Annotated in this window: 18 protein-coding genes; 6 read left to right on the top strand and 12 right to left on the bottom strand. The window is 60.2% G+C overall.

Annotation, left to right across the window (positions count from 1 at the left end; translation table 11 throughout):
• Nucleotides 1-46: 46 nt before the first annotated feature.
• Together JFU47_RS14180 and JFU47_RS14175 are read left to right on the top strand one after the other, a co-directional pair.
• Nucleotides 47-604 carry a DUF4136 domain-containing protein gene (locus tag JFU47_RS14180; protein WP_201183651.1) on the top strand — a complete coding sequence of 186 codons (558 nt, stop codon included), beginning with the start codon at nucleotides 47-49 and terminating at the stop codon, nucleotides 602-604.
• A 160-nt stretch (nucleotides 605-764) separates the two neighbouring features.
• The gene (locus JFU47_RS14175; RefSeq protein WP_201183650.1) at nucleotides 765-2,747 is read left to right on the top strand and encodes a pilus assembly protein TadG-related protein; all 1,983 of its coding nucleotides are present in this window, start codon (nucleotides 765-767) and stop codon (nucleotides 2,745-2,747) included.
• Here the strand turns inward: JFU47_RS14175 and JFU47_RS14170 are convergent.
• A complete protein-coding gene (locus JFU47_RS14170) occupies nucleotides 2,717-5,470 on the bottom strand; it encodes a PAS domain-containing sensor histidine kinase (protein ID WP_201183648.1) in 2,754 nt (917 codons plus the stop codon). The genes JFU47_RS14175 and JFU47_RS14170 overlap by 31 nt on opposite strands.
• Nucleotides 5,467-5,907 (bottom strand): TadE/TadG family type IV pilus assembly protein, encoded by a 441-nt coding sequence (locus JFU47_RS14165; protein ID WP_201183646.1) that lies wholly within the window; start codon nucleotides 5,905-5,907, stop codon nucleotides 5,467-5,469. Before JFU47_RS14165 ends, JFU47_RS14170 begins: the two co-directional genes overlap by 4 nt.
• A 75-nt stretch (nucleotides 5,908-5,982) precedes the next feature.
• On the opposite strand from JFU47_RS14165, the gene JFU47_RS14160 reads away from it, so the two are divergent.
• Both JFU47_RS14160 and JFU47_RS14155 read left to right on the top strand, forming a co-directional pair.
• A complete protein-coding gene (locus JFU47_RS14160) occupies nucleotides 5,983-6,453 on the top strand; it encodes a prepilin peptidase (RefSeq protein WP_008156575.1) in 471 nt (156 codons plus the stop codon).
• Nucleotides 6,454-6,834: 381 nt separating this feature from the next.
• Entirely contained in the window at nucleotides 6,835-7,617 is a 783-nt protein-coding gene (locus JFU47_RS14155) for a response regulator (protein WP_201183644.1), read from the top strand.
• Between the two features lie 123 nt (nucleotides 7,618-7,740).
• On the opposite strand, the gene JFU47_RS14150 is transcribed toward JFU47_RS14155, so the two are convergent.
• The 8 genes from JFU47_RS14150 to cpaB are packed head-to-tail and all read right to left on the bottom strand — an operon-like array spanning nucleotide 7,741 to nucleotide 15,243.
• A complete protein-coding gene (locus JFU47_RS14150; protein ID WP_201183642.1) occupies nucleotides 7,741-8,016 on the bottom strand; it encodes a DUF3613 domain-containing protein in 276 nt (91 codons plus the stop codon).
• A 13-nt stretch (nucleotides 8,017-8,029) separates the two neighbouring features.
• A complete protein-coding gene (locus JFU47_RS14145; RefSeq protein WP_201183640.1) occupies nucleotides 8,030-8,740 on the bottom strand; it encodes a hypothetical protein in 711 nt (236 codons plus the stop codon).
• Nucleotides 8,741-8,750: 10 nt separating this feature from the next.
• Nucleotides 8,751-9,641, bottom strand: coding sequence for a type II secretion system F family protein (locus JFU47_RS14140; protein WP_201183638.1), 891 nt, complete (start codon nucleotides 9,639-9,641; stop codon nucleotides 8,751-8,753).
• Nucleotides 9,638-10,522, bottom strand: a complete 885-nt coding sequence (locus tag JFU47_RS14135) for a type II secretion system F family protein (RefSeq protein ID WP_201183636.1) — start codon at nucleotides 10,520-10,522, stop codon at nucleotides 9,638-9,640. Before JFU47_RS14135 ends, JFU47_RS14140 begins: the two co-directional genes overlap by 4 nt.
• A 10-nt stretch (nucleotides 10,523-10,532) precedes the next feature.
• Nucleotides 10,533-11,813 carry a CpaF family protein gene (locus JFU47_RS14130; protein ID WP_201183634.1) on the bottom strand — a complete coding sequence of 427 codons (1,281 nt, stop codon included), beginning with the start codon at nucleotides 11,811-11,813 and terminating at the stop codon, nucleotides 10,533-10,535.
• The gene (locus JFU47_RS14125) at nucleotides 11,810-13,006 is read right to left on the bottom strand and encodes an AAA family ATPase (RefSeq protein WP_201183633.1); all 1,197 of its coding nucleotides are present in this window, start codon (nucleotides 13,004-13,006) and stop codon (nucleotides 11,810-11,812) included. Before JFU47_RS14125 ends, JFU47_RS14130 begins: the two co-directional genes overlap by 4 nt.
• A complete protein-coding gene (locus JFU47_RS14120) occupies nucleotides 13,003-14,274 on the bottom strand; it encodes a type II and III secretion system protein family protein (RefSeq protein ID WP_201183631.1) in 1,272 nt (423 codons plus the stop codon). Before JFU47_RS14120 ends, JFU47_RS14125 begins: the two co-directional genes overlap by 4 nt.
• Nucleotides 14,275-14,295: 21 nt before the next feature.
• Nucleotides 14,296-15,243: a Flp pilus assembly protein CpaB gene (cpaB, locus tag JFU47_RS14115; protein ID WP_201183630.1), complete on the bottom strand. Its 948-nt coding sequence runs from the start codon at nucleotides 15,241-15,243 to the stop codon at nucleotides 14,296-14,298.
• A 322-nt stretch (nucleotides 15,244-15,565) separates the two neighbouring features.
• On the opposite strand from cpaB, the gene JFU47_RS14110 reads away from it, so the two are divergent.
• Together JFU47_RS14110 and JFU47_RS14105 are read left to right on the top strand one after the other, a co-directional pair.
• Nucleotides 15,566-15,763: a Flp family type IVb pilin gene (locus tag JFU47_RS14110; RefSeq protein ID WP_201183628.1), complete on the top strand. Its 198-nt coding sequence runs from the start codon at nucleotides 15,566-15,568 to the stop codon at nucleotides 15,761-15,763.
• An 84-nt stretch (nucleotides 15,764-15,847) separates the two neighbouring features.
• A complete protein-coding gene (locus JFU47_RS14105; RefSeq protein WP_201183626.1) occupies nucleotides 15,848-16,261 on the top strand; it encodes a response regulator in 414 nt (137 codons plus the stop codon).
• A gap of 59 nt (nucleotides 16,262-16,320) precedes the next feature.
• Here the strand turns inward: JFU47_RS14105 and JFU47_RS14100 are convergent, their stop codons facing one another.
• Together JFU47_RS14100 and JFU47_RS14095 are read right to left on the bottom strand one after the other, a co-directional pair.
• Complete coding sequence (locus JFU47_RS14100) at nucleotides 16,321-17,175, bottom strand: MaoC family dehydratase (protein ID WP_201183624.1); 855 nt, start codon at nucleotides 17,173-17,175, stop codon at nucleotides 16,321-16,323.
• Nucleotides 17,176-17,177: 2 nt separating this feature from the next.
• Nucleotides 17,178-18,530, bottom strand: coding sequence for a 3-oxoacyl-ACP reductase (locus JFU47_RS14095; protein ID WP_201183622.1), 1,353 nt, complete (start codon nucleotides 18,528-18,530; stop codon nucleotides 17,178-17,180).
• Nucleotides 18,531-18,612: the final 82 nt, after the last annotated feature.

Below are 18,612 nucleotides of genomic sequence, written 5' to 3'. Positions count from 1 at the left end.
GTTAAGAAGCATTGCGCAGGTTCATGTCTTCAACCGGAGAACTACCATGTTCCGCCGTCTCGCTTTACTGGCTGTGGCCGTGCTGCTCAGTGCCTGCGCTGGCAACCAGGTCAATCATGACTTCGATGCCAGCCGCGACTTCGCCGCCTATCGCAGCTGGAGCTGGAAAGAACCCGCCCTGCAATATCGGCCCGATGACCCACGGATCAAGAGCGACCTGACTGAACAACGCATCCGCCAATCGGTGACCGATGAGCTGGATCAACGTGGCCTGCGTCCGGCTGCGGGTGGCCAAAAGGGCGATTTGAGCGTGCAGACCTATCTGATCGTCGAACAGCGCCAGCAACAAGTCACCACCAACTACGGCGGCACTTGGGGTAATCCATGGAACGGCTACTGGGGCGGCCCGATGTACAACGAAACCCGTAACGTCAGCTACAAAGTGGGGATCATCCAGATCGACCTGCTTGATGGCAAGGACGGCAAACTGGTGTGGCGCGGCAGTGACGAGCAGATACTCAGCCGCACACCGAACCCGTCGGATCGCAGCACGGCGATACGCGAAACGGTGGGGCGGATATTGGCCAACTACCCACCCAAATAAACTCAACAACAAAAAAACCTGTGGGAGCGAGCTTGCTCGCTCCCACAGGTTTTTTTGTTGTCTGGGGTGGCGAGTTGCCAGCAATCTCGAAAACCCTTGTCTACACTGCTGTTCACCCATGGAGGTAGTCCTCGGCTGTGCACCGGCAAAGGAGTGCGCGATGTCTCCCCGTTTGCAGTTTCGCAGCCCGTCCCGGCAACGGGGGGCGATCGGTTTGATGGCGGCGCTGACATTGGGCATGGCTCTGGTGTTCTTGCTGATCGTGGTCGACAGCGGTCGTTTGTACCTGGAAAAACGTGACCTGCAACGCGTAGCAGATATGGCCGCACTCGAAGCCTCCACCCGAAGTGGTGATTGCGCCGCTGGCAACACCGCCACCGTCTATGCCACCGCCAGTGCAAACCGTAACGGCTTTACCCTTCCTGACCCCACTCGCAATCTGTTGGTCGCTTGCGGTGCCTTGACCCTGGATGCCAATAATCTTCGAGTATTTGGCGCCGACCCGAGCAAGAGCGAAGCCATTCGGGTGATCGCCAGCCATTCGGTCCAACAGAGTTTCGCTGGCGGTGTCGGCGCCCTGTTCGGTGGCGCTCCACGCGCGGCAACCATCAACCTGACGGCCAGCGCTGTCGCCGCATTACCGCCACCGCAGGCTTCGCTGACCCTGCGCAGCACGACGCTGAGCGTCGACACCAGCAAATCGGCCACGCTCAACGCGCTGTTCGGTGGTTTGCTCGGGGGCAACCTGAACATCAACGCAGCAGGCTGGAACGGACTGGTGAACACCAACATCAGCCTGCTCGGTTACCTCGATCGATTGAAGGTCGACCTCAACCTCAGTGCTGCCGGGTATGACCAGGTATTGGGCAATACGATTGCCGTCAGCCAGCTGATTCAGACCGCCGTCAATGTACTGGACCCCGGCGGCACACTCGGCGCGACCGCAACCATTGCCAGTCTTCAAGCGCTGAAGGTCGCGGCAGGCGCAACCACCGTCGTACTCGGCAACGTGCTGCATGTCGAGGCTGGCAGCACCGTGACGGCGCTGGGGACCAACCTGAAAGTGTTCGACCTGATTGAAGCAGTCGTGCAACTGGCCAACAAGAAAAACGGCCTGGTGGCGACCCTGCCGATCAACCTCGCGGGGCTCGCGCAAATCACTGCTCGGGTGCAGGTGCTGGAGCCTCCGCAGCTGTCGGCCATCGGCAATCCGAAAAATGCCGCGCTCGCGCCGTTGGGGCCCAACCGGATCTATGTGCGAACTGCCCAGATCAGGACATTGCTGTCGATCGACTTGCCGGTGCTCAATTCCATCGTGGCGCTGATCAATGCGGCGGCTGATCTGGCAGGCCCGCTGACCAACACACTCAACGCCTTGCTCAATCTCAACCTGGTGGGAGTGCTCAATTCACTGACCTGTGCCTTGCTCGTGCCCTGTCAGACTCCCGACATCATCGTGCTTGCGCCACCGATACGTATCGACGTGGCGCTGGACGTTGCCAGCGCCAACAGCTATGTCACTGCCTACAGTTGCGTCAGTACCACCAACAAAACCCTGACCACCAACACCAGCACTTCGCTGGTAAATCTGAAGATCGGCAAGATCGATCCAGCCACCGCTTTCGGCAGCAACACCACGCCGCCGGCGGTAGTGGTGCAGCCGTTGAAGGTGATCGATATCGGGGTGAAAACCTGTCTGAGGATTCTGTTCCTGCCCATCTCCTGCGACCCGCGGATTCCAGGCGTCGGCGGCGGTATCGATATCATGGCCGACACCACCGTGGCACAGAGCGCCAACATGCCGCACGTCTATTCCGCACCGCCGGCCACCAGCCTGCCGGAGATCAACCAGCCACCGTTCTACTATTCCTATTCCACCAGCAATATCGTCAGCAGCCTTACCGACACGGCGACCAATATCAAGGTCAACATGTACGGCCCGACGGGCAGTCTGGTCGGTGGTCTGGGGGCGATCCTCAGCACTGTCACGACATTGCTGGTCAACGTGATCAACAGCGTGCTCAGCCCATTACTCGACACCTTGATCAACACACTGCTGCTCAGCCTGGGGATCGATCTGAACAAGGTCGATGTCGGCGCCAACCTCAGTTGTCACTCAGGACGAGCGACGCTGGCAATCTGATCGTCGGCGGCAATCGGCAGTTCGATGCAAAACCGTGCGCCTTCGACCGAGTTTCTAACGCTCAGTTTTCCGCCCATGTTCTCGACGATGCCATAACTCACCGACAACCCGAGCCCGGTGCCGACACCCACGGGTTTAGTGGTGAAGAACGGCTCGAAGATCCGCTCCAGCAACCGCGGATCGATACCGCCGCCATTGTCCTCGACCCACAGCCGCACCGAATAAGCATCACGTTCGGCGTACACCGAGATCCACGGTTTGAACTCGCGGTCGGCCTCGCGTTTGCCGAGCAACGCATCCCGAGCGTTGACCATCAGATTGATCAACACCTGTTCGAGCTGATCGACGTAACCGCGCACTTGCACATCAACCCCGGTCTCGTTGACCCGCAGATCGACCCCTTTGCCGCGCATCCCTTCGGCCAGCAGCGACAGCGTACCTTCGATGGCTTGCGCCGGATTAAACGGATGCTGCTCGATCTCCGAGCGGCGGCCAAACACCCGCATGTGATCCACCACCCGCGCGGCGCGCTGGACCTGTGCATCGATGCGGTTGAGCTTGTCGGTCAGGTAGTCGATTTGCGCATCGCCGTTGCTCAGACGCTTGAGCACGTTGACGATGGCCATTCGCATCACATTCAACGGTTGATTGATTTCGTGGGCCAGCCCTGTGGCCATTTCACCGAGGGTGGCCATTTTTGCACTTTGGGTGAGCTGCTGCTGGGCGCGACGGACCTCGGTGTTGTCGCGCCCCACGGCCTGAATCTCCCGTAAATGGCCGTGCTCATCGAACACCCCGCGATCCGACCACACCCACCAGGCATGTTCCCGTCCCGGCAGTTGCAGGTTGATTTCCGCGGTGCTGACCGGGAATTCCGGGCTGAGTCGGCTGAGCCGCTGGAGAAACGCTTCGCGCTGTTCCGGCGACATCCAGCTACCCAGATTCACCCCAGGCAGTTGTTCGGGTGGGCACTCCAGGTAAGTCGCCAGCGGGCGGTTGCCGAAGGTCAGGGTCAGGTCCGGGCGGTAGCGGCAGATCATCGCCGGAGAGTCTTCCACCAGGATCCGGTAGCGTTCTTCACTCTGTTTCACCTGTTCGGCGGCCAGGGTTGCTTCGGTGACGTCCAGCCACAGGCCGACGGCTTCCACCGGCAAGCCAAGGTCGTCGCGCAGGAGCTTGGCTTCATCGAGTAGCCAGTGGTATTCGCCGCGACTGTCGCGCAGCCGATAACGGGCGCGCACCGAACCTTCACGCAGCAAATGTCGGGTACGTTCGAAGTAACGATCGCGGTCATCCGGGTGCACCCTTTCAACCAAGGCTCCCGCCGCGCAATCCGCCAGTGTCCAGCCGAGCAGCGGCAGTAGGCTGTCACTGAAAAACGTCGGTTGCAGCGCACCTTCGACATAGCGCTGCACGTAGATCACCGCCGGTGAGCTGGCGATCAGATTGTCCAGTCGGGCATGGGCCGCCGCGGCGTTTTGCTCCTGGTTTTTTATGTCGCTGATGTCGAGCATGAAGCCCACCAACCGCCGGCTTTTACCGATGCCCAGGACCTGGCCCTGCAGGCGATACCAGTTCGGCGTTTGTGCCAAACGCACGCACAGCAGCAGCGGGGTGCCGTCGTCTTGCAAGGCTTGCAGACGACTGCTCAGCTCTTCCCGGTCGGCGGGGTGCACCCGATCAAGCCAGTCGTGCAGCGGCAAACGATCGATCGTAAGGGTCAGGTTGCTGGCCAGCGACGGCGCCAATTGCACTTCGCGACTGTCGCTGAACACCTCCCACCATCCGGTGCCGAGCAGGGCTTGCAGCGACTCCAGCCGTTCCAGTTGCAGATGGTGCCGGTGCTCGCGCAAGCGCTCAAGCAACGGGCCTGCCAGCGCGGCGGTCAGTTGTAACCAGTCGCGATCATTCAGGTCGGGTGCCTGTTGCTGCACCGAATAAAGGCCACACAGCAACCAGGCGACCACACCCTGAGCATCGTGATAGGGCACCGCGAACCCTTCGGCATTACCGAAGATGCCTTGCAAACGGGGATGTTCAGCGGGCGTCAGGCATTGCGGCGCAGAGCCGTTCAGGCTGTCGAGCCCCGTGCCCAGGCGCTGAGAGTTTTGCCAGAGGAGGGGCGCATCGAAGGCCGTGTAATGCTGGTGTATCTGCCAGCCTTCTTCCTGTTCATCGAGTAACGCCACCGCAATGCAGGGCATGTGGAAACGCTGGGCCAGGCCTTGCAGCTGTTCCACCAACACCTCGGGCAGGCGCGTCAGGCTGCACCGGCGCAACTGTTCGCTGATCTGCGCTACGAGTAATTGGCTTTGCTCGCGGCTGCGTGATTGTCGACGTTCGAGCAACAAGTCGCCGATGTCCAGCAACTGCAACAGCCAGGCATCGGCCAATGGCTGGACCCAGCCACGCAAGTGCAGGGGTTGTCCGTTGAGGCTGTAAAAGTCCAGGTCCAGACTCTGTCCCTGCCAGTCGACGGGCGAGCCTTCAACGGCGAGGCCGCTGTGGGGCATGAGGAAATCGAGCAGGTGCGGTGTTTGCGCAGTGGGTGTCTGCTGGGCCAGTACATGCCGCAGCGGGCCGGTCAGGTGAATCACTCGACCTTCGGCATCCAGGTGCATCTGTAAACCGACACTTTGCACGCTCAGGGTGTCTGGCGTGTCCACTGGCTGAGGCGGATGGCGGTTGAGCAGGCGCCCGAAGAGTTTGTCTGCGGAACTCAAAATTGCAGGCTCGAACTGGCGGTGAGGTTGGCCGGCAGATTGGGCACTTGGCCAATTCCCGGCACGGTCAGAAACGGGATGACCTGCTGCAGTTTGCTGGTGGGGTAGTTGATGCTGACCTTCAACACCCCGCCCACGTAGGTGGCGCTGGCGTCGGTGGCGACATTGAAATTCAGTGCGGCAGGAATCCAGGCCAGCTGTCGGCTCAGTTCTGTCGTGGCAACGGTTTTTACCGCGGTGTCGTATCCGGGGGTGCTCGGATCCAGCGCCACGCTTCGGCGCACCGCTTCGGCAGTCGACTGGGTGAACGATTGCATCAGCAATAGCGGCAAGCTGTAAGTGACGATTCCATAGAACACGGCGAAAAAGATGAGAAACACCAACGCGAATTCAATCGCTACAGCGCCTTTTTGCTTACGGGGGAGGCCTATCTTCATGACTGCGTCTACCCTGATATTCACGACGTGATATCAGCATAGAATCATTCAGCCAAAACGGACGTTTTTTACCGGATGCAGAGCTTTGTACTACTGATCTGGCTGACGCTATGCGCAGCACAGGATGCTCGAGAACGACACATCGCCAATGGCCTGACTCTTGGCGCAGCGGTGTTGGCGCTGGCGTATCTCCTGTGGACGGGCACTACCTGGCTGGGGGCCGAGGCGGTGCAGGGCGGCTGGGCTTTTTTGCTGGCGCTGGCCTTTACCTTGCCCGGTTATGCGCTGAGACGCTTGGGCGCAGGCGATGTGAAACTAATGACTGGCCTGGGGCTGGCGACGGACGGCATGCACCTGCTTGGCGTGTTCATCGGTGCCGGATTGGCCAGTGTGCTGTGGCTGCTGCTGGCGCCAAGAGTCTGGCTTCATATGGGGCAAGGGCTTAGGAATCATCTTCGATATCTGGGGCCTGGAATGTCAAAGAAACAGCCCTTTGCACCCTTCGTATTGGTGGGCCTGTTGCTCACACTCGCCTGGTTTCACTAGTCGCCCGTTCTATGTACAGAGTCAGAAAGTACGTCTACTTTCAATTCAGAAGTTGTACAGCCTGTGGCTGTCACTAGGGGGCGTTCTCAATTAGTTTCCCCACCGCGCCGGGTCTGCTGTTGTGCAGGGCAAGGCGCGAGAAGCGTGGTTTGGTCGTTTCAAATAAGCTTCGAGCAACGCAGCCCTGCACAACAGCAGGCCCGGCCCTTCGGGTTGTGCCTTAAAACGGGCCAGGCTGCGTTGCAGGCCTTGGAAAGGGAACAACCATTCCCGGCGGCCTGCGCCTTGCCTGGCCCGCTTTAAGGCGACAACGCGGCGGGGAAACTAATTGAGAACGCCCCCTAGAGGAACGGTCAACGTTGACCTTGCAGGGAGTCGCACGTGAACAAGCTTTCTTCGGCAGTAAAAATCCTTGTGGTCGACGACCAGCCGTTTATTGCCGCAGAGCTTTGTGAGTTTCTTGAAGGCAGCGGTTACCGTTGCGTTCCTTGCGAGACTGGCAAACAGGCAGTCGAGCGTTTCAATGAAGACGAAGCGATCGGCCTGGTGCTTTGCGATTTGCACATGCCCGGTCTGGACGGGATTCAACTGGTTCAGGAGCTGCAACGGTTATCCGGCAAGCACCGTGTGTTTGAAGCAATCATGCTCACTGGGCGCGCGGACAAGCAGGATGTGATCAAGGCTTTGCGGGCCGGGTTTGCCGATTACTACCAGAAGCCGATTAATCTGGGTGAGTTGCTCGAAGGGATTGCGCGTCAGGTAGTGGTTTTGCAGGAACGGCAGAAGAGTGTGCAGTTGGGGCATCTGGATCAGAAGCTGCAGTATCTGGCCGAGTCGATCGATGATCTGTATCAGGATCTGGATAAGGTTCGGCGTGGGCCGCGGTTATCGGTTTCCACTGATGAGGCTGTCATCGCTGTGGATCGGGTTGAGATACCGGCGATTTTCAGTCAGCTGTCGCCAAGGCAGTTGGAGGTGGCGCGGTTGGTGGGGAAGGGGCAGACGAATTATCAGATTGCCTGTGAGTTGGGAATTACCGAGAACACGGTGAAGCTTTATGTGTCGCAGGTTTTGCGGTTGACGCATATGCATAATCGGACGCAGTTGGCGCTGGCTTTGTTACCCAGTCATTCTGGATTGCGCCAGCCGGTGTCTGCGCATTAGTTTTTGTTGGCGGTAACGACCGCAACTTACTTTTTTGGAGTTTGTTACGCCGTAACGCGATCTGTAGCAGCTGCCGAGCAGCTGCTACAAAGAGTGTCTCGATTGAAATTGCCTGGATCAAGACTACCCCCCCGTCCCACCATCCACCTGCCCGCTCTCATACTGATCAAAGTACTCCGGGATCTCATGCTGATAGCTTTTCAACCAACGCTGCATGCTCAGCTCGCGCTCGGTGGCGGTTGAGGTTTGTGGTTTCTGGGAAGCCGCCTTGTTGCTGCTTTGCAGTTGCAGCCAGCCTTCGGTTTCCTGTTGTTGGGCCGAAGCGGGGCCGGGGTCGATGGCGTGAGCAGTGAGGGGCAGGGCCAGCAGGCCGAGACAGCAGAGGATGGTCGGTTTCATCAAAAGCCTCTCCTTATTGAATCGTCGGTGTGGCGACAGCGACCTGGTTTACGGCGGTCGGGCCGGACTTGCTCGGTGTCTTGAGTCTTTGCGCACGGGCCTGGGCTTCAGTGACTTGTGCGGGGCTCAGACCGAGACGGCTGACGAGTTCGGCCGCGCGGCTCCAGTCGTCCTGGTAGATCAGCAGTGTCACCAGATTCAACGCTGCCAGTTGATCGCTTTGCTTGAGCTCCATGGCCGTCAGAAATTCAAAACGCGCATCTTCGACGCGTAATTGGTTGAGGTACACCACGCCCAGGTCGTTGCGGATTTTCTCGTCGGTCGGCGCCAGCCGTGCGGCCCGTTGCAAGTGGGCTTGTGCCAGGCCGTTGTCGCCCTTGGCGGCGGCGAGTTGGCCCAGTCCGTGTTCGGCTTCGGCGGCCAGGCAACTGCCGAGCAGGCTGCGGTACAACGGCTCGGCTTCGCTGCGGCCCAGCAGTCGATAGACCTTGGCCTTGCGCAGGCGCACGTCGGCCAGGTTGTCGGGCAGGCTTTGCAGGTTGGCGAGGCTGGCGTGCAGTTTGCCGTCATTGGCCATGTCATCGGCAAGGTTCAGCGACAGCTGTTCTTCGGAGGTCAGCTTGCCGCAAATGGCCGTGTTGGTCAGGGTGCTCCAGGGTGTCGCACCGTTGCTCGCGCAACCGCTTAATAACAGCAGAGTCAAACCGGCAATTATTGCTTTCATCACAATCCCTCTAAGAACCAAAGGCACGGGACAGGGCAGTGAAGCCCGGGCCGGCCAGTACAATCAATAACGCCGGGAAGAGAAACAGCATCATCACGACGGACATTTTGGCGGACATCTTGGAGATGTATTCCTGCAAGCGCGTCAGGCGCCGGTCATCGAGCAATTGCTTGAGGGTCAGCAGGGATTTCATCGCACCGCCCCCCTGATGGATCAACTGCTCAAGGATGACGCAGGTGTCGGTGAACTCGTCGACGGCCAGCAATCGGGTGGCTTTGTTCAGTTCTTCGCCCAGTTCCAGGCCGGAATCGACCCGGGCCAATACCAGGCGCAATTCATGGGTCAGGGCCGGCAATAATTGTTTGCCTTCATTGCTCAACACTCGCAGCGACTGCTCCACCGCCATGCCCGATTCGAACAGGATGCGCAGCAGCGGAATGAAGGTGGAAATCTCGGTCGCCAGTTGCTTTTGCCGGTGCTGTGCGGCAGCGGCCAGCAACCGTTTGGGCAACAGATAGCCGATGCCGGTGGCGAACAGCGGAGCCATCCAGTGGTTGTCTGTGTGAGGGAAGAACACGCCCTGGATCAGCAAGGTCAGGGCCAGTGCCAGCACCGGCGCACCTACCTGGAACGCCGCGAACAGTGAACGTCGCCGGGCGCTGCGCCAGCCAAGACGGTTAAGCAATGCGTGGGTTTCGTTATCCAGGTTGACCGAGCGCTGACCGATCCGGCTGCTGCCCAGCAGATGAAGCCACTGATCCAAGCGGTGATCGTTTGCCAGTTTGCCATCGAGTCGTTGTGCCACCTGGCGAACCCGCCGACGGTGTTCCAGCAATCCGCTGAGCAGCAACAAGGTTGCCCCCAGAAACAGCAATGCGCAGATCAGCAAAGGCACTTTCATACGCTGCGCAACATATGCCAGAGCGCCAGGCTGCCGATCACCTGCAAGCCGAACGCGGACGCGAGCATGATTTGCCCCGAAGGGTCGTGCCACATGGCGAGCAAGTAATGAGGGTTGGTCGCGAGGAAATAGCCGGCCAGGCCAATCGGTAAACAGCCCAGGACCCACGCGGTCACCCGGGTTTCACCGGTCATGGCCCTGAGCTGGCGCGCAGCCTGTTCGCGCTCCCGGATCATCTTGATCAGGTTTTCCAGCAATTCGCTGGCATTGCCGCCATAGCGGTGATTGACCTTCAACCCGAGCGCGAACAGGCGAAGTTCGTCTTTCTCATACAGCTCGGCAAGGTCAGCCACGGCATCCGGCAGGCTGATCCCCAGCTGCACGTTGCGCTGAACCCGCCCCATGGCATTTTTCAGCGGGTCTTCAGCGGCGTCGATGGCGCCCAGCACCGCATCGGCCAGGGTGCGCCCGGATTTCAGGCTGCGCACGGTGTGATCGAGCATTTGTGGCAGTTGTTCGATCATGCGCTGGAGTCGGCGCTGATAACGCCAATTGACATACAGACGCAGAATCAGCGGCGGTAGCAGTAACAGAACCAGCAAGCCGAACCAGCCACCCGTAGCAAATCCGAGCAAGATGCCGAAGGCCCAGAGCAGCAGCCATACCCCCAGACGCTCGGAGGGATGCCCAAGGCCGGCCCGCAGAAAGGCCCGATCCAGACCCGCCCAGGAGGTTTTCGTCAGTACCGGCTGCGGTTGCCCCTGGGTCAGGCGTCCCAGCACCCGCTCGGTGCCGGCATGGCGCAAACCGCGATAAAACAGGCGGATCGACACTCCGAGCAAGACCAGGCAAACGAGGATGAGCAGCACCGGTTTGAGCATGCCGTGGCCTTCAGTACGCAGAGGGGGAGAGCGCCAACTCACGGCGCAGTTTGTCGCCGGCGGGGTTTACCGCCTCGCGCATGAATCCGAAACCGCTGCGTCGGTCGAGCCGGAACAACGTGTTGGTGACATACACGTCATCACGCAAGCCGATCACCTCCACCACTTCACTGACGCAGCGGCGACCGTCGGGCATGCGCGTCAGCTGGATCACTACATCCAGTGCAGCGCAGATCATTTGCCGCAAGGTCCGTTCGGCGATGGTGCGGCCCGTCAGGCCCACCAATGTCTCCAGGCGCAACAGCGCATCCTGGGCGTTGTTGGCGTGCACGGTACTCATGGAACCGTCGTGGCCGGTGTTCATTGCGGTGAGTACGTCCAGCACTTCGACGCCACGAATCTCGCCGAGGATGATTCGGTCCGGGCGCATCCGCAGGGCGTTGCGAATCAGGTCACTGGCCTTCACTTCGCCGTGGCCTTCGGCATTCGGAGGTCGGGTTTCCAGGCGCACCACGTGAGGGTGGCCCAGTTGCAGTTCGGCGACGTCTTCGATGGTGACGATTCGCTCGTGAGGGTTGATCAACTGGCTGAGAATGTTCAGCAGCGTGGTTTTGCCAGTGCCGGTGCCGCCGCTGATCAGGATGTTGCAACGCTTGCCCACGGCCTCCTGAATAAAGTCGAAGATCGCCTGATCGATGGTTTGCATCGCCATCAGGTCCGAGCTTTTGAGCATGTCCTTGCGAAATTTACGTATCGACAGGCAGGGGCCATCGAGCGCAATCGGTGGAATGATCGCGTTGACCCGGCTACCGTCGGGCAGTCGTGCGTCGACCATTGGCGACGATTCATCCAGCCGTCGACCGAGGGGAGCGAGGATCCGTTGCATGACCCGTTCGACGTGATGCGCATCGATGAAACGCAGGTCGCTTTGATGCAGTACGCCGTCGCGTTCAATGAACACCCGGTGCGGGCCGTTGACCAGAATTTCCGTCACCGCCGGGTCCCGCAGCAGCACTTCCAGGGGGCCGAAACCGGTGAGTTCGTCGACGATTTCTTCGGCCAGACGCTCCATTTCATAGCGGGAAATCGCCAGGTGCAGCCGGGCGATGTACTCGGCAACCTTGTCGATGACGAACTGTGAGAGCACCTGCCGTGAACCCTCCAGCAGGTTTTTGCCGGACTCCTCGATGGCGTCGATTATGTAGCGGTGCAGCACCAGTTTCAGACCTTCGTGATCGGTGTTGCCGCTGGTGGTGCGTACAGAGGCACCGAAGAGTTTTTCACCGCTCATTGCGCACCCCTCAACCGGTTGAACCAGCCAGACTTGGGCTTGGCCAGGCCCTCGGAACGCTTGGCCAACTGATCGCCGAGGGCGCGCAGGCTTTGAGTCAGGCCTTCGCGGGGGGCCAGTGCAAACAGCGTCATACCTTGATTCTTGGCGTTAAGCCGCACTTCCGGGCTGTAGACGAGGGTCGCGATGATCTCCATGCCGAAGCTTTTGCTCAGGGTCTCGGAGTCCGGTGCGACGTTGCGCAGGTAGCGATCCACCAGCAGCCTGGCGTGATCGAGCTTCATGCCTTTTTCACGCCACAGGTTGAGTACCGCCAGGTTTCGGCGGCAGTCGAGTACGTTCTGATCGGTGTACCACAGCAACTTGTCGCAATGGGTGACGAAGGTGCGTAGCGCTTCGCTGTCCGGCTGCCCAGTCAGGTTCACCACGATGTGCTGGAAGTGTTGGCGCAGGGCGCTGAGCAGCATGTACAACTCGGCGGTGCTGGTGTGTTCCAGCGGCTCATCGTGGCTGGCGTAGGCGAGGATCCGCAACCCGGCGGCGCAGTCGGTGAACGCGCTGTCGATCAGCGTCGCGTCGAGGCGCCGCAAGTGCCTGAGTGCATCGCCGAAGTGGAACGAACTCTCCAGCCCGAGCAAGGCCAGGCTGTCACCGCGTGGCAGGCCCAGGTCCAGCAGCAGCGTTTGCTGTCCGCTCTTGTGCACCACTTGCGCAAGGTGCGTGGCGAGCAGCGCGCCGTCGGCGTTGATCTGCACACCGTAGAGTACCGTCAGGCTACCCAGTTGGGTGTTCGGGGCCACGGGCGGCAGGCGTTTGCTCAGCCGTCGCACCAACCCCGCGACTTCACTGGAGCGCGAACCATAGGCCACGAAATCCCGTGCACCGGCGCGCATGGCATTGAGCACGAGTTGGTTGTCCATGCCATCGCCCAGCGCGACGATCGCCAGCATCGGTTTGGCCTCCAGGGCACCTTCGATCAGTGCGCTTTGGGCCACCACATGTTCACGGTCCAGGCCGACGAACACCAGGCTGGCGAAGGTCACGTCCACCAGCGCGAGCAATTCGTCAAGGCTGCCACCGCCGGCGCTGACCACTTGGCCCAACGGGGCGAGGGCGCCTTGCAGCCACTCAAGGTCGGTGCTGTTGCGCGTGATCGCGAGGAAGGTCTGGCTCAGGTTCTGGCTCTGGCTCATTGCGATAATCCGCTGCGTTTATCGAAGTCGCCGTTTTCGAGGAAGTACAGGCGATACCAGTTCGGGTCATAGTTGCGCAGCTTTTCACCCGGCAACGACGGCAGTTGTGCGTTGGCAGCCAACGGTTGGACCAGGTGCGGCGTGACGATCATCAGCAGTTCACGCTCTTCGCGGTTGACCGATGAGTTGCGAAAAAACGCACCGATAATCGGGATGTCGCCCAGGCCTGGAAACTTGCTGACTTGCGAGGTGTTGTGAGTGCTGATCAAACCGCTGATGACGAAACTCTCGCCATCGGCCAGCGAGATGCTGGTATCGGTGCGGCGAATGGTGAACGCCGGGACGGTGGTGCCGCCGATGGTCACGCCATTGGTGTAGTCGAGTTCGCTGACCTCCGGCGCCACTTTGAGGGCGATGCGGTCGTGGCTGACCACGGTCGGTGTGAGCGTCAGGCGGATACCGAATTCCTTGTATTCGATGGAGTAGCTGTTGCTGTTGGCGCTGGGCACCGGGATCGGGATTTCACCACCGGCCAGGAAGCTCGCGCTCTGCCCGCTGAGGGCAACCAGGCTTGGTCGTGCCAGGGTGTAGGCGAATCCGCTGCCTTCCAGGGCGTTGACGATGCCGAGGAATTTGCTGCTGCCGCCGCCCCAGACAATGTTGAAACTGTCGTTGAGCAGCGGAATGCTGGGCACCGCGATCCGCGGATCAATGTTGGGCAGCGGCACCACGCCCGGCGTCACGGCCGTGTTGGGCACCGTACCGGGTGCGCCGAAGAGGAAGTTGTTCGAGCCCTTGCCGAAAATCGACGTGCCGGCCTCTTTCAGTTTGGTCCGGCTGACTTCGACGAAACGAATGTCGGTCTGTACTTGCGACGGTAGCAGTGGGTCATCAGAAGGTAACCGAGTAGCGGTGGTCATCGCCGCGGTGGCCTTGCCCTGAACGAACACCATGCTTTGGCGCGGAGCACTGGCGCAGGCGGTCCAGACCATCAGGCTGGTAGCGCCGGGGGCCATCCCGGTTAGCAAAAACGCTTGATTACCGTTGACTCGCACGTCGGCGATTTTCGGGTCACCCACCGCCACCCGAGTGATTGCCACCGGCGATTGCACCTCCTGCTGCAGCCCTTCACTGACTTCCAGCACCGCAGGCATCGAACCCAATGCGGCGCAATTGCCGGCGGCTGCGAACGTTACGCCAAGCGGCACACCGCTCAGTAAAGAGACCCAGAGCAGGCCTTGAAACAGGGGCATGGAACGACTGCGCATTTATATGCGTCCTTGCTCGACTCAGGGATTTTGTTGGGTGATTTCGTTGCCGCGGATGACTTCCACGCTCGACTTGCGCGGTGCTGTGCCGCCGTGGGTGGCGACAGGTTTGGGTGGGGGCGTCATGGCCAGTTGGCTGAACTGCATCAACTCGCGGTTGGCACTGGCAAGGTTGGCCGATGAATCGCTTTCGCCAGCCCAGTAACGAGCCAGACGTTTTTCATCGGCGCTGCGTACGGCCAGGCGTAACACACCGGCCTGGGCTGCGAGCATCAACCGACTCAGTAGTTGTTCGGGGACGGCAAGCAAGACGCTGCGGGCGCTGGCGCGCAATTGTTCCTGCCTGAGTTTTTCTTCGATGCTGCGGACCGGGCTTGCGGGTTGGCCGTCGTTGGTCAACCCCATCTGTTCGCCTACTCCGAGAACCCGCAAGGCCGGCACCACCAGTTGCGCCGACGGCTGAAGGTTGTTGTTGTCCATGCGCAGAAACAGCAGCACATCGACGTAGTCCCCCGGTGTCAGTTGTCCGCCGGCATTGATCACTTCATCCACCGCGACGGCGAGGGCGCGTTCATCGGGGCGAATCATCCGCGCCAGTCTGCCGCCGGCTTCAAAGCTTTCATCATTGAGCCAGGTGCCGGCGCTGAGGGCGCGCCAGGGGGTTCGGCCAATGGCTTGATCGAGGCGGCTCAGGCTGCCGGCCGGGACGGTATGGAGTTTTTCCAGGGTCACGTCGGCGGCGCTGATCGGCAGGAACGGTGGCACATCATGCAGCAGCACCACCACCGGTTGGCGGGTGGGGTCGTCCACAGGGGCAGGTGCCTGGGCGATGGGCGCAGGCGTGACGATCCCGGGTTGCACGGCAGGCTCGGGAACGGGTTGACGGCTCAGCGTGAGGCCCCAATAACCGGCAATAATGGCGCCCACCAGAAACAAACCGGCCAGGCCCAGCGTGATACGACTGTTCATGACGGCTCTCCCTTTCCTGCTGCTTAAGACTCGTCGCATCCAACGAGACAATTTCGCAATCAGGCAGCTATGAACATGGAACTATTTCGCTATTTGACGGTAGCTCAGCTAGAGCAAAAAGCCATTACGGGCCTGAAAATAACTAGCGAAAGTAAGTAGCTAGCGTGAAAACGTGAGTTTTTTGGCGTCAACGAAGCGATTAATACTTTAGTGATAATTCGTTCTTACAGTTGTGGGTACGGGGAATGCCGACAATGCTGATGCTGGCATAGGGGAATCATGTTGCGACCGTGCAACACCCGTCGTATCCAGGAGAAACGTCATGTCCTTTTCCAAACTTGCTCAGAAGATCAAATCCCACATCGTTTTTTTCAAGGGACTGGCGAAAGATACCGAAGGTGCTTCGGGTATCGAATACGCCATTATTGCGGGCATGGTGGCAGTCGCTCTAGCGGCGTTTGTGACGCCGATCTCCAACGCTGTCACCGCCATGTTTACCACTATTCAGGGCGCACTATAACGGTGAGGCGAGTTCTTGCCGGCAACTTGCGAATGTGCCAAAGGGGTTCTAACGTCAGCGCTTAGTCCATTGCAGGTGTTGCCCATGAACGCTCCCTCACTTCCACGCCAACAGCTTCTTCTGGTCGATGATGAGGAGGATGCCTTACTGGAGTTGGCGGAATTGCTGGAGGGCGAGGGCTTCAATTGCTTTACCGCCACCTCAGTCAAACTCGCGTTGCACCATCTGACGCGCCACCCTGATATTGCGTTGGTGATCACTGATCTGCGGATGCCGGAGGAGAGCGGCATGTCGTTGATCAAGCGATTGCGCGAGCATACGTCCCGCCAGCATTTGCCGGTGATTGTGACGTCGGGGCATGCGGACATGGAGGATGTCAGTGACATGTTGCGGTTGCAGGTGCTCGACCTGTTTCGCAAGCCGATTTATCACGTGCGGTTGTTGGAGACTTTGAATAATTTATTCCCGCAGCCTCGCTTGGATTTAGTGAGTCAGTGATTGATCGTTCCCACGCTCTGCGTCCCAAGAGCCGAACGCAGAGTGTGGGAACGGTCGGGTCAGGCAACCGGCCGCCAATGCCCCGCCATATGCTCCAAATCCCCTGCGCCCACCAACCTTAAATCCCCACTGGACCCTGCCGCACTGGCCAGCAACGTCACCTCACTGGGCAACCGCACCGGTTTGCGGAATTGCACCGCAATCTCGACATTCGCCGCTGGCAGATGATCGGCAAGCGCCGCAAGGGTTCGGGCCTTGATCCACAACCCATGGGCGATGGCCGTCGGGAAACCGAAGAGTTTGGCGCTGACGGCACTCAGGTGAATCGGGTTGTAGTCGCCGGACACTTTGGCGTACTGCCGTCCTATGTCCGACGGCGCTTTCCAGCGGGCCACTTCTGACATTTCCAGCGTCGATGCCAACACTTCATCGACGGGCTCGCCTGCGAGTTTGACCCCGCGGCACAACATCTGGCTTTCAGCTTCCCACAACGTCCCCAACTGATCGTCGAGTGTCGTCACCAGGTCGAACGTCGCGCCTTTTTCATGGGGCTGAAGGTTTTGCACCTGAACGCTGACGCGCACGCGATTCACGCCGCCCATAGGGCGAAAGATGCGAATGCGGTTGCTCAGGTGAATCAACCCCAGCAGCGGGAACGGAAATTCCTTGGCCGTCAGCAATTGCATCTGCAATGCGAACGCGAGGATGTGTGGATAGGTTGGCGGCAACAAACCGTTTTCGGCAAAACCGCAGACCTTGCGATAGTCCGTCAGACGCTTGGGGTCGACATTGATCCAGCAGCGCAGACCCGAATCGGGCAGGGTGGTGCCGGTGATTTTGCGTCGCGTTGCGGCCCGCACGTACAGTCCCGACAGGCTTGGTTCGCGGTTGAGTGTGTGCCAATCGATGATCATGCCTAAGCCCCCAAAACACTTTGTCCGCACACTCGCAGCGCCTGCCCGGTAAACGCGCCGGTGCCCGGTTGAGCCAGCCACGCCACCGCCTCGGCGACGTCTTGCGGCAGGCCGCCCTGGCCCAGCGAACTCATGCGCCGCCCGGCCTCACGCACGCCGAACGGAAGATGCGCGGTCATCTGGGTTTCGATGAAACCGGGTGCTACCGCATTGATGCTGATGCCGCGTTCATTGAGCGTCGGCGCCCAGGCCTGGGCCAGGCCGATCAGCCCGGCCTTGCTCGCGGCGTAATTGGTTTGCCCGCGATTGCCGGCGATGCCGCTGATGGACGCCAGCAGGATCACCCGGCCATTGTCGTGCAGGGTGCCGCTGTCGAGCAGCGCCTTGGTCAGCACTTGCGGCGCATTGAGGTTGACCGCCAGCACCGCGTCCCAGAATTCCGGGGTCATGTTGGCCAGGGTTTTATCCCGGGTGATGCCCGCGTTGTGCACCACGATGTCGATGCCGTCGGGCAGTTGCTCGATCAACTGCGCAGCGGCATCTTCGGCGCAAATGTCCAGGGTGATGCTGCGCCCGCCGAGGCGTGCGGCGAGGGCTTCGAGATCAGTCTTGGCCGGTGCTACGTCGAGCAGGATCACGTCGGCCCCGTCACGGGCCAGGGTTTCGGCGATGGAGGCGCCAATGCCGCGTGCAGCCCCCGTGACCAGTGCCTTGCGGCCGGACAATGGACGAGTCCAGTCCGTCACTTGTGTGTCGCAAGCATTCAAGCGAATCACTTGCCCGGAAACGAACGCACTTTTGGGCGAGAGGAAAAACCTCAGCGGGCCTTCCAGTTGATCCTCCGCCCCTTCTCCAACATAAATCAGCTGCAAGGTGCCGCCGCTGCGCAATTCCTTGGCCAGCGAACGGCTGAAACCTTCCAGTGCTCGCTGGGCGCTGGCGGCGAACGGATCGCTCAAGGTCTCCGGCGCGCGACCCAGAATCACCAGGTGCGCGCTGCTGTCGAGGTTTTTAATCAACGGCTGGAAGAACTCGCGCAACTGTTTGAGTTGATCGGTTTGCACCAGGTCACTGGCGTCAAACACCACGGCTTTGAGTTTGGGGCCGTGACCGGGAATCCACGCGGTGGCCAGCGAAGGCTCGGTGCCGTAGCTGTAAATCGCGTCGGTCAGGCGGTTGGCGAAGGTGCCGATTTTTTCCGTCAAGGGGCCACCGCCTAACAACAGCGCCCCCTCGACAGGCCGCAGCCGGCCGGCTTGCCAGCGCTCCAGCCGAACCGGCGACGGCAGACCCAGGGCCCCGACCAAACGATGGCCGATGGACGAATTGGCGAAGTCGATATAGCGGTCAGACATGTAACGCACTCCAGCTGCTGGGGTTCAAAGTGTGGACCATGAATGGCAATCAGTCGTTCGATCCACGAGATAAGGCCTACGC

Source organism: Pseudomonas sp. TH39(2020), assembly GCF_016650715.1.
Lineage (GTDB): Bacteria > Pseudomonadota > Gammaproteobacteria > Pseudomonadales > Pseudomonadaceae > Aquipseudomonas > Aquipseudomonas mandelii_C.
The sequence above is the reverse complement of the archived record's forward strand: the minus strand, read 5'-3'. Positions and strand labels throughout refer to the sequence as shown.

Bases quoted from the DNA above. Each gene is read 5' to 3' on its own strand.
- JFU47_RS14180 (WP_201183651.1), top strand. From the start codon at position 47: ATGTTCCGCCGTCTCGCTTTACTGGCTGTGGCCGTGCTGCTCAGTGCC.
- JFU47_RS14110 (WP_201183628.1), top strand. From the start codon at position 15,566: ATGTCCTTTTCCAAACTTGCTCAGAAGATCAAATCCCACATCGTTTTT.
- JFU47_RS14150 (WP_201183642.1), bottom strand. From the start codon at position 8,016: ATGAAACCGACCATCCTCTGCTGTCTCGGCCTGCTGGCCCTGCCCCTC.
- JFU47_RS14140 (WP_201183638.1), bottom strand. From the start codon at position 9,641: ATGAAAGTGCCTTTGCTGATCTGCGCATTGCTGTTTCTGGGGGCAACC.
- JFU47_RS14120 (WP_201183631.1), bottom strand. From the start codon at position 14,274: ATGCGCAGTCGTTCCATGCCCCTGTTTCAAGGCCTGCTCTGGGTCTCT.
- JFU47_RS14160 (WP_008156575.1), top strand. From the start codon at position 5,983: ATGCAGAGCTTTGTACTACTGATCTGGCTGACGCTATGCGCAGCACAG.
- JFU47_RS14175 (WP_201183650.1), top strand. From the start codon at position 765: ATGTCTCCCCGTTTGCAGTTTCGCAGCCCGTCCCGGCAACGGGGGGCG.
- JFU47_RS14125 (WP_201183633.1), bottom strand. From the start codon at position 13,006: ATGAGCCAGAGCCAGAACCTGAGCCAGACCTTCCTCGCGATCACGCGC.
- JFU47_RS14100 (WP_201183624.1), bottom strand. From the start codon at position 17,175: ATGATCATCGATTGGCACACACTCAACCGCGAACCAAGCCTGTCGGGA.
- JFU47_RS14135 (WP_201183636.1), bottom strand. From the start codon at position 10,522: ATGCTCAAACCGGTGCTGCTCATCCTCGTTTGCCTGGTCTTGCTCGGA.
- JFU47_RS14165 (WP_201183646.1), bottom strand. From the start codon at position 5,907: ATGAAGATAGGCCTCCCCCGTAAGCAAAAAGGCGCTGTAGCGATTGAA.
- JFU47_RS14145 (WP_201183640.1), bottom strand. From the start codon at position 8,740: ATGAAAGCAATAATTGCCGGTTTGACTCTGCTGTTATTAAGCGGTTGC.
- JFU47_RS14130 (WP_201183634.1), bottom strand. From the start codon at position 11,813: ATGAGCGGTGAAAAACTCTTCGGTGCCTCTGTACGCACCACCAGCGGC.
- cpaB (WP_201183630.1), bottom strand. From the start codon at position 15,243: ATGAACAGTCGTATCACGCTGGGCCTGGCCGGTTTGTTTCTGGTGGGC.
- JFU47_RS14095 (WP_201183622.1), bottom strand. From the start codon at position 18,530: ATGTCTGACCGCTATATCGACTTCGCCAATTCGTCCATCGGCCATCGT.
- JFU47_RS14105 (WP_201183626.1), top strand. From the start codon at position 15,848: ATGAACGCTCCCTCACTTCCACGCCAACAGCTTCTTCTGGTCGATGAT.